Origin of the sequence: Alteromonas gracilis, assembly GCF_002993325.1 — a bacterium.
Lineage (GTDB): Bacteria > Pseudomonadota > Gammaproteobacteria > Enterobacterales > Alteromonadaceae > Alteromonas > Alteromonas gracilis.
Genome location: NZ_PVNO01000031.1, coordinates 22,396 through 36,717, shown reverse-complemented (window position 1 = coordinate 36,717; position 14,322 = coordinate 22,396). Strand labels below are relative to the sequence as shown.

At 42.4% G+C, this 14,322-nt stretch carries 12 protein-coding genes; 7 read left to right on the top strand and 5 right to left on the bottom strand.

Annotated features, from left to right (window positions below):
• The first annotated feature begins 365 nt into the window (after window positions 1–365).
• The 6 genes from dnaA (at window position 366) to C6Y39_RS16770 (ending at window position 8,746) form a co-directional block, all read left to right on the top strand.
• A complete protein-coding gene (gene dnaA, locus C6Y39_RS16795) occupies window positions 366–2,027 on the top strand; it encodes a chromosomal replication initiator protein DnaA (protein ID WP_105932386.1) in 1,662 nt (553 codons plus the stop codon).
• Between the two features lie 32 nt (window positions 2,028–2,059).
• The gene (gene dnaN, locus C6Y39_RS16790) at window positions 2,060–3,160 is read left to right on the top strand and encodes a DNA polymerase III subunit beta (RefSeq protein ID WP_105932385.1); all 1,101 of its coding nucleotides are present in this window, start codon (window positions 2,060–2,062) and stop codon (window positions 3,158–3,160) included.
• A gap of 122 nt (window positions 3,161–3,282) precedes the next feature.
• Window positions 3,283–4,371 (top strand): DNA replication/repair protein RecF, encoded by a 1,089-nt coding sequence (gene recF, locus C6Y39_RS16785; protein WP_105932698.1) that lies wholly within the window; start codon window positions 3,283–3,285, stop codon window positions 4,369–4,371.
• An 8-nt stretch (window positions 4,372–4,379) separates the two neighbouring features.
• On the top strand, window positions 4,380–6,800 hold the full coding sequence (gene gyrB / locus C6Y39_RS16780) for a DNA topoisomerase (ATP-hydrolyzing) subunit B (protein ID WP_105932384.1): 2,421 nt from the start codon (window positions 4,380–4,382) through the stop codon (window positions 6,798–6,800).
• A 135-nt stretch (window positions 6,801–6,935) separates the two neighbouring features.
• Window positions 6,936–7,598, top strand: coding sequence for a hypothetical protein (locus C6Y39_RS16775; RefSeq protein ID WP_105932383.1), 663 nt, complete (start codon window positions 6,936–6,938; stop codon window positions 7,596–7,598).
• Between the two features lie 11 nt (window positions 7,599–7,609).
• On the top strand, window positions 7,610–8,746 hold the full coding sequence (locus C6Y39_RS16770) for a hypothetical protein (RefSeq protein ID WP_105932382.1): 1,137 nt from the start codon (window positions 7,610–7,612) through the stop codon (window positions 8,744–8,746).
• A 102-nt stretch (window positions 8,747–8,848) separates the two neighbouring features.
• Here the strand turns inward: C6Y39_RS16770 and C6Y39_RS16765 are convergent, their stop codons facing one another.
• The 3 genes from C6Y39_RS16765 to glyQ form a co-directional block, all read right to left on the bottom strand.
• Window positions 8,849–9,292, bottom strand: coding sequence for a hypothetical protein (locus C6Y39_RS16765; protein WP_240618925.1), 444 nt, complete (start codon window positions 9,290–9,292; stop codon window positions 8,849–8,851).
• 88 nt (window positions 9,293–9,380) lie between these two features.
• Complete coding sequence (gene glyS / locus C6Y39_RS16760; protein WP_105932380.1) at window positions 9,381–11,459, bottom strand: glycine--tRNA ligase subunit beta; 2,079 nt, start codon at window positions 11,457–11,459, stop codon at window positions 9,381–9,383.
• Window positions 11,460–11,461: 2 nt separating this feature from the next.
• On the bottom strand, window positions 11,462–12,367 hold the full coding sequence (gene glyQ, locus C6Y39_RS16755; protein ID WP_025257136.1) for a glycine--tRNA ligase subunit alpha: 906 nt from the start codon (window positions 12,365–12,367) through the stop codon (window positions 11,462–11,464).
• Between the two features lie 146 nt (window positions 12,368–12,513).
• On the opposite strand from glyQ, the gene C6Y39_RS16750 reads away from it, so the two are divergent.
• Window positions 12,514–13,122 carry a DNA-3-methyladenine glycosylase I gene (locus tag C6Y39_RS16750; RefSeq protein ID WP_105932379.1) on the top strand — a complete coding sequence of 203 codons (609 nt, stop codon included), beginning with the start codon at window positions 12,514–12,516 and terminating at the stop codon, window positions 13,120–13,122.
• A gap of 117 nt (window positions 13,123–13,239) precedes the next feature.
• Here the strand turns inward: C6Y39_RS16750 and C6Y39_RS16745 are convergent, their stop codons facing one another.
• Window positions 13,240–13,701, bottom strand: a complete 462-nt coding sequence (locus tag C6Y39_RS16745; RefSeq protein ID WP_105932378.1) for a DUF2489 domain-containing protein — start codon at window positions 13,699–13,701, stop codon at window positions 13,240–13,242.
• Between the two features lie 18 nt (window positions 13,702–13,719).
• Window positions 13,720–14,223 carry a Der GTPase-activating protein YihI gene (yihI, locus tag C6Y39_RS16740; protein ID WP_105932377.1) on the bottom strand — a complete coding sequence of 168 codons (504 nt, stop codon included), beginning with the start codon at window positions 14,221–14,223 and terminating at the stop codon, window positions 13,720–13,722.
• Between the last annotated feature and the right edge of the window lie 99 nt (window positions 14,224–14,322).

The window sequence follows — 14,322 nt, the reverse complement described above, 5'->3', positions numbered from 1 at the left end:
CAGGTTATCCACAGTAGTTTGTGTAAAACATCACTAAACTTAAAAATTGCAAGGGGATCTTCTGTATTTTTACGTCGTATTTAGACTGAATTTTTCTCGACATAGCATGATTTGATCTAAAACAAAAGGCTCACAAAATCAATAGTGTAGGGTTTTGATCGGAAAGATCGTCGGGGATCGTTATTTACTTTTTGTTGATAACGTTAGATAATCCACAGCTTATAAAACGATAATTTAATTTCTCGCTGTTACCCAACACTTCCAACGCTATTTCTCTCTGATGGCGCTTTCTGTTGCCTGATTTTCTACATATGGCATTTTCGATGTTGGCTTTTCTTGCGAGTAACGGGAGCTAGCTACCTACTATGTCTTTGTGGAACCAATGCCTTGAAAGATTGCGTCAGGAATTACCAACGCAGCAATTTAGTATGTGGATACGACCGCTTGTTTGTGAAGAAGAGGGCGGCATGGTTTCCTTATATGCGCCAAATCGTTTTGTTCTTGATTGGGTAAGAGATAAGTACCTCAATAATATAACTGGCTTGCTACGAGAATTTGCTGGCAATAATGCGCCCCAGTTGCGCTTAGAAGTGATGAGCCGTCATAGTAATGGGCGCACACAATCAGCTAGTGGAAATGTATCTTCCTCCACAGGAAGCGGCGGCAATGCGGGTTACAGCGGCCAAAATTCGTTAGCAGGTAATCAAGGGCATCAAAGCAGTAATAGCTACGTTCCTAATCAGGCCGCTTCAAATACTAATAATCCTTCTTCTTCCCCTTTTTCTTCGCCGTCGGTGGGAGGAGGTAAATCGTCTGGGCAGTATAATAATGAGTATGAGCCCAGTAATAGAGTACCGCCACCGGCCTCTGCCAATCGACAATATGTTGATCACGGAGATCATGGATCTAAGAACCAAGATCGATACGATCCTAATCAGTATGGTAATCAACCAACACGTTCACCTATGCAGCCAAAAGTGGTCCCGATCCCAGAGGCAATGAAACATAAGAGCAACATAAACCCCACTTATCAGTTCGACAACTTTGTTGAAGGTAAATCTAACCAGCTTGCTCGTGCGGCGGCTACTCAGGTAGCAAACAACCCTGGCGGTTCTTATAACCCGTTGTTTATATACGGTGGTACGGGTTTAGGTAAGACTCACCTTTTGCATGCAGTGGGTAACGGTATTGTTGCAAACAATGGCGATGCAAAAATTGTATATATGCATTCTGAACGATTTGTTCAGGACATGGTGAAGGCTCTTCAAAATAACGCCATTGAGGACTTTAAGCGTTTCTATCGCAGTGTTGATGCGTTACTTATCGATGATATTCAATTCTTCGCTAATAAAGAGCGTTCACAAGAAGAGTTCTTTCATACCTTTAATGCACTTTTAGAGGGTAACCAACAAATTATTCTTACCTCTGATAGATATCCTAAAGAGATTGATGGGGTAGAAGACCGATTAAAATCGCGCTTTGGTTGGGGTTTAACAATTGCTATTGAGCCGCCTGAGCTTGAGACGCGAGTGGCTATTTTAATGCGCAAGGCTGCCGAAAACCGTATCCACTTACCCAATGAAGTGGCATTTTTTATCGCTAAACGTTTGCGTTCAAATGTACGTGAGCTTGAGGGTGCATTGAACCGTGTTATTGCTAACGCAAACTTTACCGGTCGTCCTATTACTATAGATTTTGTGCGCGAAGCATTGAGAGATCTTCTCGCTTTACAGGAAAAATTGGTTACGGTTGATAATATTCAGAAAACAGTCGCAGATTATTATAAGATAAAAGTTGCTGATATTTTGTCTAAACGACGTAGTCGAAGTGTAGCGCGTCCCCGTCAGGTTGCTATGGCGTTAGCGAAAGAGCTCACTAACCACAGCCTTCCAGAACTTGGAAATGCATTTGGTGGGCGAGACCACACAACGGTTTTACATGCATGTAGAAAAATACAGCAGCTAAGAGAAGAAAGTCATGATATAAAAGAAGACTATAAGAACCTCATTAGGACTTTGTCTTCCTAACAACACGACCTTAGAGGCGAGATAGCACTGCGATGAAATTTACTATAAGCCGTGAACAATTTTTACAACCCCTTCAGTTAGTGTCTGGCGCTGTAGAGCGCAGGCATACGTTGCCAATACTTTCTAATGTGCTTATTAAAGTAAGTGAAGACGCACTTTGGCTTACGGGTACAGATTTAGAGGTTGAACTGATTTCTAGTGTAAAACTAGAAGGTGAGTTTACCGAAGGGGAAATCACTGTCCCTGCGAAAAAGCTATTCGATATCATTCGTGGTATTTCTGAGGGAACAGATATTCACTTCTCTCTTGATGGTAGCAAAGCACTTATTCGCGCAGGGCGAGGTCGCTATACACTATCTACGCTTTCTGCTAATGATTATCCTAATCTTGAAGATTGGGAAGGCGAAGTTGAATTCGAATTAACGTGCAGCGATCTTAAGCGTTTAATAGATGCGACAAGTTTCTCAATGGCTCAACAAGACGTTCGTTACTATCTGAACGGTATGTCTCTTGAGACTGAAGAAAACACTATTCGTACCGTTGCTACAGATGGACATCGACTTGCACTTTGCCGATTGAATTACGAAACCACGCTTCCAGCGCGTCAGGTAATTATTCCTCGCAAAGGGGTGTTGGAAATATCACGCCTCATTAGTGAGGACGATAAATCTCTGAAGGTACAAATTGGTGCTAACCATCTACGTATTTTTTCGAACGACTTCATCTTTACCTCAAAGTTAGTTGATGGGCGCTTTCCTGACTATCGACGTGTGCTTCCACAAAATGGCGATAAAGAAATAATCGCGAGTAAAGCAGTTTTAAAAGACGCTTTTTCAAGAGCTGCTATTTTGTCGAATGAAAAGTTTAGAGGCGTGCGTTTAAATCTTTCTTCTGGCGAACTTAAAATTACGGCTAATAACCCTGAGCAAGAAGAAGCAGAAGAAATTGTTGATGTTCAGTATCAGGGTGACGATTTAGAGATTGGATTTAACGTTGCCTACCTTATTGACGTCCTTAATGCACTAGGGTCTGATGGCGTAAAAGTAAGTTTGTCTGATTCAAATGCTAGTGCTTTGATTGAAGATGACGCTGATGATGCTGCTTTGTATGTAATTATGCCGATGCGTCTTTAGAGGCAAACAAATGCATGCTATTTCAAAGGCTATTTAGTAAATTCAATATTGTTTAGTGTCTTATCTCAGGAAGCGATTAACAACAAATGTTTATCGCTTCTTTTTATTTTCAGTGTGACCTCATGAAACTGGACCGTGTCCAGATTACACATTTTCGTAATCTATCTTCTGTCAATTTTTCCCCATCGCCACTTTTAACAATTATAAAAGGTGCGAATGGCAGTGGAAAATCGTCGCTGATAGAAGCGCTATACTATCTTGGGTTTGGTCGTTCCTTTAGAACAAATAAGCACGGATCTGTAATCCAAAATAATAAAGATAGCTTTAGCGTTTTTGCCTCTTGTAAAACAGAAGAAACAGAGTCGCTTAAGTTGGGTATTCAGCGAGGTCGCACGGAATCTTTTATATGCAGTATCAACGGTGCGCATTCAAACAAGCTTTCTGATTTAGTTAGCTTAGTGCCGCTTCAGCTTTTCACACCTCAAAGCACAGATTTAATTATCGGCTCTCCTTCGGAGCGTCGTCGGTTTCTAGATTGGGGATTGTTCCACGTGGAACATGAGTTTCAATTGTTGGCTAATCAGTATTCAAAGTTTCTAAAACATAGAAATGCGCTTTTGAAACAAATGGCTAATTTGAACGCGGCGGAGAATCAATATTGGGAGTCGCAGTTCGTCCAACTCGGGGAAGCGCTAACGGACAAGAGGCGTCAGTACGTTGATAGACTTACCCCAATCTTTAAAGAATATGCACGTGAATTTCTTCCAAACTTCGATGTCGAATTAAGTTACTATAGAGGGTGGGAAAAAGATGTGTGTTTATCAGAAAGCTTGGTTAAAAAGCGTGAGTATGATGGTAAAATAGGACATACCTCTTCTGGGCCTCATAAAGCCGATTTAAGACTTAAAGTTAACGGCGTCAATGCCCAGGAGCTTTTATCAAGAGGGCAGCTTAGAATGGCTGTGGCTGCGCTACAAATGTCCCAAACTAAGCTTTTTAATTCTGCTACAAATCGAAAAAGTATATTCTTACTAGACGATGTTGGTGCGGAATTAGATGCGGATAAAAGAGAACAATTTATTGATGGGTTGCTCGAAATGGATACGCAGGTTTTCGTTACTGCAATAGAATCCTCGCAACTCGCTTTTATACAAAAATATAACGAAAAGAAAATGTTTCACGTGGAACATGGAAGCGTGAAAGAGGAGTAAAAGCTAGTATGTCAGCAGAGAACAACTACGACTCGTCCAGTATTAAAGTACTTAAAGGATTGGATGCCGTAAGAAAGCGCCCTGGTATGTATATCGGTGATACCGATGATGGTACTGGGTTACACCACATGGTTTTCGAGGTGGTCGATAACTCTATCGATGAAGCACTGGCTGGACACTGTTCCGAAATTACTGTGCTCATTCACAGTGATGGTTCAGTTTCTGTGTCTGACGATGGTCGAGGCATACCGACAGAATTGCACCCTGAAGAAGGGGTGTCTGCTGCGGAAGTTATTATGACCGTTCTACACGCAGGCGGTAAGTTCGACGACAATTCCTATAAAGTATCTGGTGGTCTTCATGGTGTAGGGGTGTCGGTTGTAAACGCACTGTCTAGCCGATTGAAATTACGAATTCGCCGCGGGGGAAAAGCACATGAGCAAGAATATGCTCATGGGGTTCCTCAGGCTCCACTAGCAGTAACTGGCGACAGTGATAAAACGGGCACGATGATCCGTTTTTGGCCTAGCTCTGACACCTTTACAGATACGCTGTATCACTATGACATTCTGGCGAAGCGCCTTCGCGAGCTATCGTTCCTTAACTCGGGTGTGTCTATTCGCTTAAAAGACGAACGCGATGGTAAAGAAGATCACTTCATGTATGAAGGCGGTATCAAAGCATTCGTTGAGTACTTGAACGAGAAAAAAACACCAGTCCATCAAAAGGTATTTCACTTCAGCAGTGAACAAGAAGACGGTATTGCAGTAGAAGTTGCGATGCAGTGGAATGACAGCTTCCAAGAAAATGTATTCTGTTTCACAAACAATATTCCACAGCGAGATGGTGGTACTCACCTAGCTGGCTTCCGTGGTGCATTAACTCGTACGTTAAATAACTACATGGAAAAGGAAGGGCTGAATAAAAAAGCGAAAACGAACGCAAGCGGTGACGACGCTCGAGAGGGGCTAACAGCGGTTGTTTCGGTTAAAGTTCCAGATCCTAAATTCAGCTCACAGACTAAAGATAAGCTGGTTTCTTCTGAAGTTCGCCCAGCGGTTGAATCTGCAATGAATGAAAAACTGGCAGAGTTTTTATTAGAAAACCCTGCTGAGAGTAAAATTATTGCGGGCAAAATTATAGATGCAGCACGTGCTCGTGAAGCTGCTCGAAAAGCGCGTGAGATGACTCGCCGTAAAGGCGCTCTAGATTTAGCAGGTTTACCTGGAAAATTGGCCGACTGTCAGGAAAAAGACCCTGCTCTAAGTGAACTTTACATAGTGGAGGGTGACTCTGCGGGCGGTTCTGCAAAGCAAGGCCGTAACCGTAAGAACCAAGCAATTTTGCCGCTTAAAGGTAAAATTTTGAACGTTGAAAAAGCGCGTTTCGACAAGATGCTTTCTTCACAAGAAGTCGCAACACTTATCACGGCACTAGGTTGTGGTATAGGGCGTGACGAATATAACCCTGATAAACTACGCTATCACAGCATCATTATCATGACCGATGCTGACGTGGATGGATCACACATTCGTACGCTTCTACTAACGTTCTTCTATCGCCAAATGCCTGAAATCATCGAGCGTGGATATGTATACATTGCACAGCCACCGCTATATAAAGTGAAGAAAGGCAAACAAGAGCAATATCTTAAAGATGACGATGCCTTAACAAACTACCTTACTTCAATCGCTATCGACGGTGCATCATTGCATACTAGCGATGATGACCCAGGTATTAGCGGTGTTGGCTTAGAAAATCTTGTTAAACAGTATCAGTCTGCAGAGAAGATGATAAATCGTATGAAGCGTATAATGCCTTCATCTATTCTTTACAGAATGCTCTATACGCCAACGCTTAACTTAGAAGATCTTAAAGACCAAAGCGCACTGGAGCATGTTGCTAAACACTTTGTTGAACAGCTTACAGAGCGTGAAAATGACGGTGCAACATATCGCTATGAAATTCGTAATGACGCTGAACTAAGCGAATACTACATTACGATAATCATGCGCATGCACGGTATTGATTATGAATATAATATCGATCATGAGTTTATCGAGTCGTCAGAATATCAACGCCTTAAAGCGCTCAACTTGGCGATTAACGATATGATGGGTGTCGATGCTTACATTCAACGTGGTGAACGCAAGCAGCCAGTAGAGTCGTTTAAAGAAGCACTTGATTGGTTAATGAGCGAAGCAAAACGTGGTCAGTATATTCAGCGCTATAAAGGGTTAGGTGAAATGAACCCAGAACAGCTATGGGAGACGACGATGGATCCTGAAGGCCGTCGTATGCTTCAGGTGACAATAGAAGACGCCATTGGTTGTGACCAGTTATTCACAACTTTAATGGGCGATCAGGTTGAGCCTCGCAGAGAGTTTATCGAAGCCAATGCCCTTAAAGTAGAAAACTTGGACGTGTAAGTGTGTAGTTAGTAAAGAAAGCGACCAATTGGTCGCTTTTTTTGTTCTTAAATGGCAATCAATATGCCATGGTAATGTTTAATAAATTAGTTATTTCATAATCAAATTTAAAGCGTAATCAAAAAGGAATATTCGATGCGCATATATTTCGTAGCACTGCTCTTATTAAGTTTAATTGGGTGTACAGAACGTGACGAGGTTACCGATTCCCAAATCCGCTTCACGACGGCAATGAACGAACACAAACGTATTGTTGCGAAGGCTAATTCTTACTTAGACAAAAATTTAGCCGACAATATTGAACGAAATATTACCCATCTCATATATGCAAAAGAACTTGCCTACCATGCAGAAAAGGTGCTCAAAAGTGCGAAGATTATCGGCGTTCATACTGTTGAAATGCGAGCCTTAGATAAGCGACTGAGTAACTACGATAGAGAAGCGCTAATTCTCGCAGTTGATTTACTTAACACCTCTTTAAATAAAACGATTGAATTCAAACAAACCGTGCGTGAGATGCCGATGGCACCCTTAAGTGGTGTATCACTTAACAGTAAATCGATGATTGGTTTTATGGGGGATGAATATAATAGCGAACTTGCAGAATGTTGTTTAACAACGCTTAAAGACATCGATATTTTATTGAGGGGGCGAAATGATGACATAGCCTGGGCTATCAGAAAAAAAATTCTGAATATTGAAAAACACCTCTCACTTATATTAACTGATGATGAATATCAGGACGTGTATTCCACGCAATTGGCGACGTTAGTTGAAACATTAAAGGTAAACAAATAAAGGGATTTTCAATGAAAAAAATAAATTTACTCTTCCTACTTACAATAACACTATCTCCGCTGAGCTTTGCACAATCGACGGTAACTAAGCCTGAGATAACATACGAAAAAAATTGGCGTACCGGAGAGCATAAAATCATACTTAGCCAGGAGTTTAAAACGAGAATAAAAACCAAGGCTATGCAGTTTGATTTTTCAGGCCTAGAATCAAAAGGAAGTCACCTACCTGCGCAACCCGAACTTGATTCCGACGAAATATCTTTAGAACGAGGCGTTTTTGGGGTTAAGGCTGGAATGAAAATAGTCGATGCATTTGACGTCCTTGGTGTTCCAATGTCAGAAATGGCATTAAATAGTACAGATGTATTGTATTCATTTGGCCGCAATCTCTGGCTTATTACAAAAAACGATAATGTTCAGGTAATAACGAACCAGAATGCTTGGATATCAAGCACTCTAAAGAGTTTTATTGCTTTCGACGACCGTGCTTTAGGAAAATGGAAAATAAATGGAGCTATTGGCCCTGGCGCATCGAAAGAGCAGGTTCTCGAGTCACTTGATGGAGAATTTATCAGTAACACGACATTCCGTGTAAAGTCAGAATCAGACATAAATATTGAAATCGACTTTGTGAAAGACAGTTTTTCGAAAGGCTCAAATTTGATCGTTACTGAATTTCGTTATGGAAACCTAAATGAAAAGGTGATTATAGACTCTGAGTACATTACAAATAATACAAAAGACGGATACGACGTTATTGATGATATTTTGAAAAAAAATGCAGCTGAGAGCACGTCAACGTTAATATCTGATTTGCCTTTTTTTCCGATATTTACCGCATATGGGGCGGACAAGAAAAAAATTTATGCTTACGATAGTCATTTAATTTTAGTTGCTGAAGATGAAATATTAAAGAAACTCTATATAGCAGAGGCACTTTTCAATGAAATAGAAGCGAAAGCAGATTGGAAATTAGGAGGGCTATACGCTAACCAGCCTAGTGAAGAAATCGCAGCTTTATTCGAGGATGATGTGTTGGGAGTGAGCGATTATTGGGAAGTATATTCGGATGCATTCAAATACGATTTTTATTTTAAAAAAATTGATACTTCTTTTATTTTAGATGAGCTAGAGATTGAGGTTTATTAGGCTCAACATATAAATATACAAATATAAAAAAGGTAAATAACTCAGTCAGAAAGCCCGCCTAAGCAGCAGGCTTTGACTGCGGCATATGAAACGCCTACTTCTCTACAATTTTGAAACAACCAAAGCGACTTCTCCCGCACTTGCCGCTGTTGCTGTAAAGCGATAGGTTCCAGTTGAAGAAGGCGTGAATTGTAAGTTCTCTGAGCCTTGCTCACAGACCAAGTAAACGGTAGAGCCTAACATTACGGGTTGACCCTTATATTTGCCGCCACAGCTCTGTGAGGGCGTCCATTTCGCATCTGACAATCTAAAGTCGTAGGGTTGGCCGTCAGCAATGAGCTCAACGTCAACAGTCCAGCCTGAGCTTGAGCGTTTGAACTTGTAGCTCGCATCGGCTTCCCACCAGTTAAATACACCTCTAAGAAACATGTTTTCAAACTGAATGCGAGGGGCATCCGGTGCTATCTCTGGGATATTAAAGCTTCCACTGCTTGAACATGCAGAGAGAGCGATGCACATAGAAGCAATAGTTAATAACTTTTTCACAGCGTCTCCATTTATGAAAAAGCCCAACATTGAAGCTGGGCTTTTCGTCTTTTGCAGTCTTAGACCACGATAACGTTTACTAGCTTACTTACGACTTCGCGAGAATTGAAATATCTGCGGTAGTAAGGAAAAGTTGCCTTAAAAGCGACAGCAAAGCAAGTCGGTTATTTTTAACCGCTTCATCATCTGCCATTACCATTACGTTATCGAAGAAATTATCGATTACATTACGCAGCGTAGCGAGGGCAGTTAATATGCGCGTATAGTCTTGCGTAGGCACTGCGCTTTGAACTTCCTTCTGTGCCTCTTTTAGCTCGGTATAAAGCGCTTTTTCAGCATCTTCTACTAATAGTGATTCATCAATATTAACGGTATCTGTTACTTCTACATTTTGCTTAGCAAGAATGTTTGCTACACGCTTATTAGCGGCGGCTAATGCTTCAGCTTCATCCAAAGCTCTGAACTTATCTACGGCATGAACGCGGGCTAAGTAATCAGCTGGCTTGGTGGGACGACGGGCAGCTACGGCTTGAATTACGTCAATGGCGATAGCTTGATCTTGTAAAAGCGCAGTGAAGCGACCTAGTACAAAATCAACAACCTGTGTTTGCGTATCAATATTGGTTAACTTATCGCCATATACATCGATAGCTTTACCTACCAGGGTTTCAAGATCTAACGGTAGTGATGGCTCAGTGATAATTCGTAAAACACCAATTGCGGCACGACGAAGCGCAAAAGGATCTTTATCACCCTTTGGTAATTGGCCGATACCAAAGATACCTACTAATGTATCTAGCTTGTCAGCTAACGCAACCGATGCGCTAACACCTGAACTAGGTAGCGCATCACCAGCAAAACGCGGCATGTATTGTTCATATAGCGCTTCTGCAACAGGCGCATCTTCACCGTCGTTCAGCGCATAGTATTTGCCCATAACGCCCTGTACGTCTGGAAACTCCATCACCATGTTCGACATTAAGTCTGTTTTGGCGAGAAGACCAGCACGGGCTGCTTGGGTTTCATTCGCATCGATTTGCGAAGCAATGAACGCCGAGAGGGCAGATATACGCTCAGATTTTTCTTTAAGTGTACCAAGCTGCTTTTGGAACAACACGGTTTCTAAGCTCTGAAGGCGACTCTCTAGCGTTGTCTTTTTATCGCTATTAAAGAAGAACTCAGCATCTGCTAGGCGAGGGCGGATAACTTTTTCGTTACCTGAAACAACCTGAGAAGGGTCGCGACTTTCAATGTTGGTAACAAACAAGAAAGTGTTAGAAAGCGCGCCATTACTATCTAAAAGCGGCACGTATTTCTGGTCGTCTTTCATTGTGTAGATAAGGGCTTCTTTTGGCACTTCTAGGAAAGCTTTATCAAACCCAGCTTGAAGGACAACAGGCCACTCTACAAGTGACGCAATCTCTTCAAGTAAGTCTTCGTTATAATCTGGTTTAAGCGACAAGCTTTGCGCTGCGTCTTCTAATTGCTGACGTACTTTATCTTTACGCGCTTCAAAATCTGCTAGCACATATTGTTGTTCTAGAGCCGAAGCGTAATTATCCGCATGATCGAGCTCAAAGCGTCCGTCACCATGGAAGCGGTGACCTTGAACAACACGGTCGCTTGTTAGCCCCAATACTGACACGTTAACCACTTCGCTACCGTAAAGCACACAAAGGGTGTGAACAGGGCGTATAAACTGAGTATTGTAATTACCCCAACGCATTGGCTTTGGAATAGGCAGCTTGCTCACTGCCTGGTTGATTAGCCCTTCTAGTAGTTCAGCAACTGATTGTCCTGGAACTTGAGCTTTATGAAGTAACCATTCACCTTTATCAGTGACGAGACGCTCTGCATCGGCTACATCAATGCCATTACCTCGCGCCCAGCCTTGAGCTGCTTTAGTAGGATTTCCGTCTGCATCAAATGCCGCCGAAACTGCAGGGCCACGTTTTTCTACCACTTTGTCAGCTTGACCTTCGGCAAGGCCTGAAACATAAACAGCAAGACGGCGAGGGGCTGCGAACCAACTAACTGAGTCAAAGTCTAGGTCTGCTTGTGTTAGCGCTGCTTCAAACTGCGTGGCGAAAGCTTCACCCAAAGATTTTAGCGCTTTTGGTGGTAACTCTTCAGTACCTAATTCAACTAAACAATTTTCTGTACGCATGCTTATGCCTCCTTGTTACATAGTGGGAAGCCTAATGCTTCACGCGCTTGGTAATAACTTTCTGCACACGCTTTAGCTAAGGTTCTAACACGAAGAATATAGCGCTGACGCTCGGTAACGGAGATAGCATGACGGGCATCAAGCAAATTAAATGCGTGAGATGCCTTCATTACTTGCTCGTAAGCAGGTAAAGGGAGGTTGTTTTCGATCAGCTTTTTGCTTTCTGCTTCGCATTCGTCGAAAGTTCTAAACAATGCTTCAACGTTGGCATGCTCGAAGTTATACGTCGACTGCTCAACTTCGTTCTGGTGGAATACATCACCATAGGTAACTTTACCCATAGGGCCGTCGGTCCAAACCAAATCATAGATACTATCTACGCCTTGCACGTACATGGCGAGTCGCTCAAGACCGTAGGTAATCTCACCGGTTACCGGCTTACATTCGATCCCTCCTACTTGTTGGAAGTAAGTGAACTGAGTGACTTCCATACCGTTTAGCCATACTTCCCAACCAAGACCCCATGCACCTAGCGTTGGCGATTCCCAGTTATCTTCAACAAAGCGAATGTCGTGGACTAACGGATCAAAACCTAACTCTTTCAAAGAGCCCAAATACAACTCCTGAATGTTATCAGGCGAAGGCTTGAGCATTACTTGGAACTGATAATAATGCTGTAAGCGGTTTGGGTTTTCGCCGTATCGACCATCAGTAGGTCGGCGGCATGGTTGAACATAGGCGCTACTCATTGGCTCTGGACCCAAAGAACGTAAGAACGTCATAGGGTGAAATGTACCTGCACCCACTTCCATATCCAGAGGCTGAATAATAACGCAGCCCTGACGCGCCCAGTAATCTTGAAGCGCAAGGATCAACCCTTGAAAGGTCTTAATATCGTATTTCTGCATACATCCGCTGCTTATTGGTTATCTGACTAAAAATAAAGGTGGGATAGTATACAATTTGTGAGGCATAGTATGTAGGTGTAAAGGGTGAAAAAACGTTACGAATAAAGCCCAATTGCCTGTTCACAGCAAGGATTTAATCTTCATTCATGTCAAACCAAAAGAAAACACACCAAAAAACACCTTTACATCGATGTGGCTGGGTGAGCAACGATCCTATCTATCTTGCTTACCACGATAACGAATGGGGGGTACCGGAGTTGGACAGTCGCGCACTTTTTGCCAAGTTATGTCTTGATGGTCAACAGGCCGGTTTATCTTGGCTGACCATCTTAAAAAAACAGCAGAATTTTGAGCGCGCATTTCACCAGTTTGACCCTGAAAAAATAGCTTTAATTGGATCTTCCGATGTCGATAGGCTTATGCTTGATAGTGGGATAATAAGAAATAGGCTGAAAATAGAGTCGATTATCAAAAATGCCAAGGGGTTTCTTACCATAGAAGAAGCACAGCCGTTTAGTGAATTTATTTGGCAGTTCACTGAGGGACGTACCGTTATCAATGCATGGAACGATTTCAAGCAAGCGCCAACCTCTACGAAAGCGTCGAAGGCGATGTCAAAAGCATTAAAAAAACGCGGGTTTAATTTTGTAGGTGAAACGATTTGCTATGCGTTTATGCAGGCCGTAGGTATGGTTAACGATCATGAAGTAAAATGCCATTGTTATGAGCAAACTTGCCAGCTAGCTGTTAAATGACATCAGCTACATCACTTCATCAGACGACGTTGAAGAGTAATCGCGTTTAAGTCTTTGACCGAAAGCAGTCTGCCCATCGGCTAATTTTCAAAAAACGAGAATACGTGCCCAATAGATTTATTTATTTGTCATAAGTGTTTGGCAGTAGGTTTGCAAAGGAGGAAGCTCTGCTAACACTTTTGACTCGTACTCAGACTCGATTTGCTCTCGGGCTACATCCTGCTTTCTACGTTCGCTTTTAGGCAGCTTTTGCCTCTCTTCTAAAACCGCAAACCCACTTATTTCAGCGAAAAGCGCATAAATTTGAGGATACTGCGCCTTAAAATCTGGTGGTGTTTTAATTGGCAGCGCATTCAGCAAATTCACTATGCGGATAACGCCTTCCGATAAATCGCACTGTTGCTGATCCATCGCTTTAGCAATAACAATAATACTGTCGGTGATATTGGCTATCCTAGATTGCCTTGCGGCCTCCTGACGTGCTTTCTGCTGTTTCAAAAGGAACAGCAGCTTACCTGCATAAAAACCCAATCCAACAATAATTAATAGTGCTATGCCTGAAAGTACTGCCCAAAGCATGAATTCTTCCCGTTCTTATTAATGCTTGAAGTCGTCAATGTTAATAGCGTCTAAATCGTCAAACGGATCCATATCATCGTCTTCGTCGTCCTCTTCGACTATGCCAAGTAAATCGCAAAGAATACGGTGACGGGCCATCTTTTCATCAACATAAGCCTGTTGTTCTCGAGTCAATGGTTTGTCGTCATCAAGCTTATCGAGTAAGTCAGATAGGCGTTGGTCTGCCTCTAGCGCAGCCAACTCTTGTGCTGGTGTAGCGAACTTTTTCTTTTGAACGGGTGTTGGAGTGACAGATTTAACGAGCTGAATAGGCTTTTTACTGCCGTGGCGAGGATCTTTATTCTCTGCACTCTTTTTGCCAGTCACTTTTTTCTGTTCAACATTGTGGCGATTACCAGCAGGCTTGCCTTTGTGCTTTTTCGGGCGAGGCGAGTCAGATTTGCGGTTTTCGCTAGGTTTAAAGTCAGGATCTTTTCGAACGCCGATCAAGCCGACTTTACGAGATTTCTTTGAACGTGCCATAATTTCCAAATAACAAAGAGAGTGAAAAAACAACGCTATTATAGCGCGAATTCGTGCCTACGTATTGATCTTTGGGTTAGCAGTCGAAAATCAATACAC

Excerpts from the sequence above, each read along its gene's own strand:
- dnaA (WP_105932386.1), top strand. The coding sequence starts at position 366 with ATGTCTTTGTGGAACCAATGCCTTGAAAGATTGCGTCAGGAATTACCA.
- dnaN (WP_105932385.1), top strand. The coding sequence starts at position 2,060 with ATGAAATTTACTATAAGCCGTGAACAATTTTTACAACCCCTTCAGTTA.
- recF (WP_105932698.1), top strand. The coding sequence starts at position 3,283 with ATGAAACTGGACCGTGTCCAGATTACACATTTTCGTAATCTATCTTCT.
- gyrB (WP_105932384.1), top strand. The coding sequence starts at position 4,380 with ATGTCAGCAGAGAACAACTACGACTCGTCCAGTATTAAAGTACTTAAA.
- C6Y39_RS16775 (WP_105932383.1), top strand. The coding sequence starts at position 6,936 with ATGCGCATATATTTCGTAGCACTGCTCTTATTAAGTTTAATTGGGTGT.
- C6Y39_RS16770 (WP_105932382.1), top strand. The coding sequence starts at position 7,610 with ATGAAAAAAATAAATTTACTCTTCCTACTTACAATAACACTATCTCCG.
- glyS (WP_105932380.1), bottom strand. The coding sequence starts at position 11,459 with ATGCGTACAGAAAATTGTTTAGTTGAATTAGGTACTGAAGAGTTACCA.
- glyQ (WP_025257136.1), bottom strand. The coding sequence starts at position 12,367 with ATGCAGAAATACGATATTAAGACCTTTCAAGGGTTGATCCTTGCGCTT.
- C6Y39_RS16750 (WP_105932379.1), top strand. The coding sequence starts at position 12,514 with ATGTCAAACCAAAAGAAAACACACCAAAAAACACCTTTACATCGATGT.
- C6Y39_RS16745 (WP_105932378.1), bottom strand. The coding sequence starts at position 13,701 with ATGCTTTGGGCAGTACTTTCAGGCATAGCACTATTAATTATTGTTGGA.
- yihI (WP_105932377.1), bottom strand. The coding sequence starts at position 14,223 with ATGGCACGTTCAAAGAAATCTCGTAAAGTCGGCTTGATCGGCGTTCGA.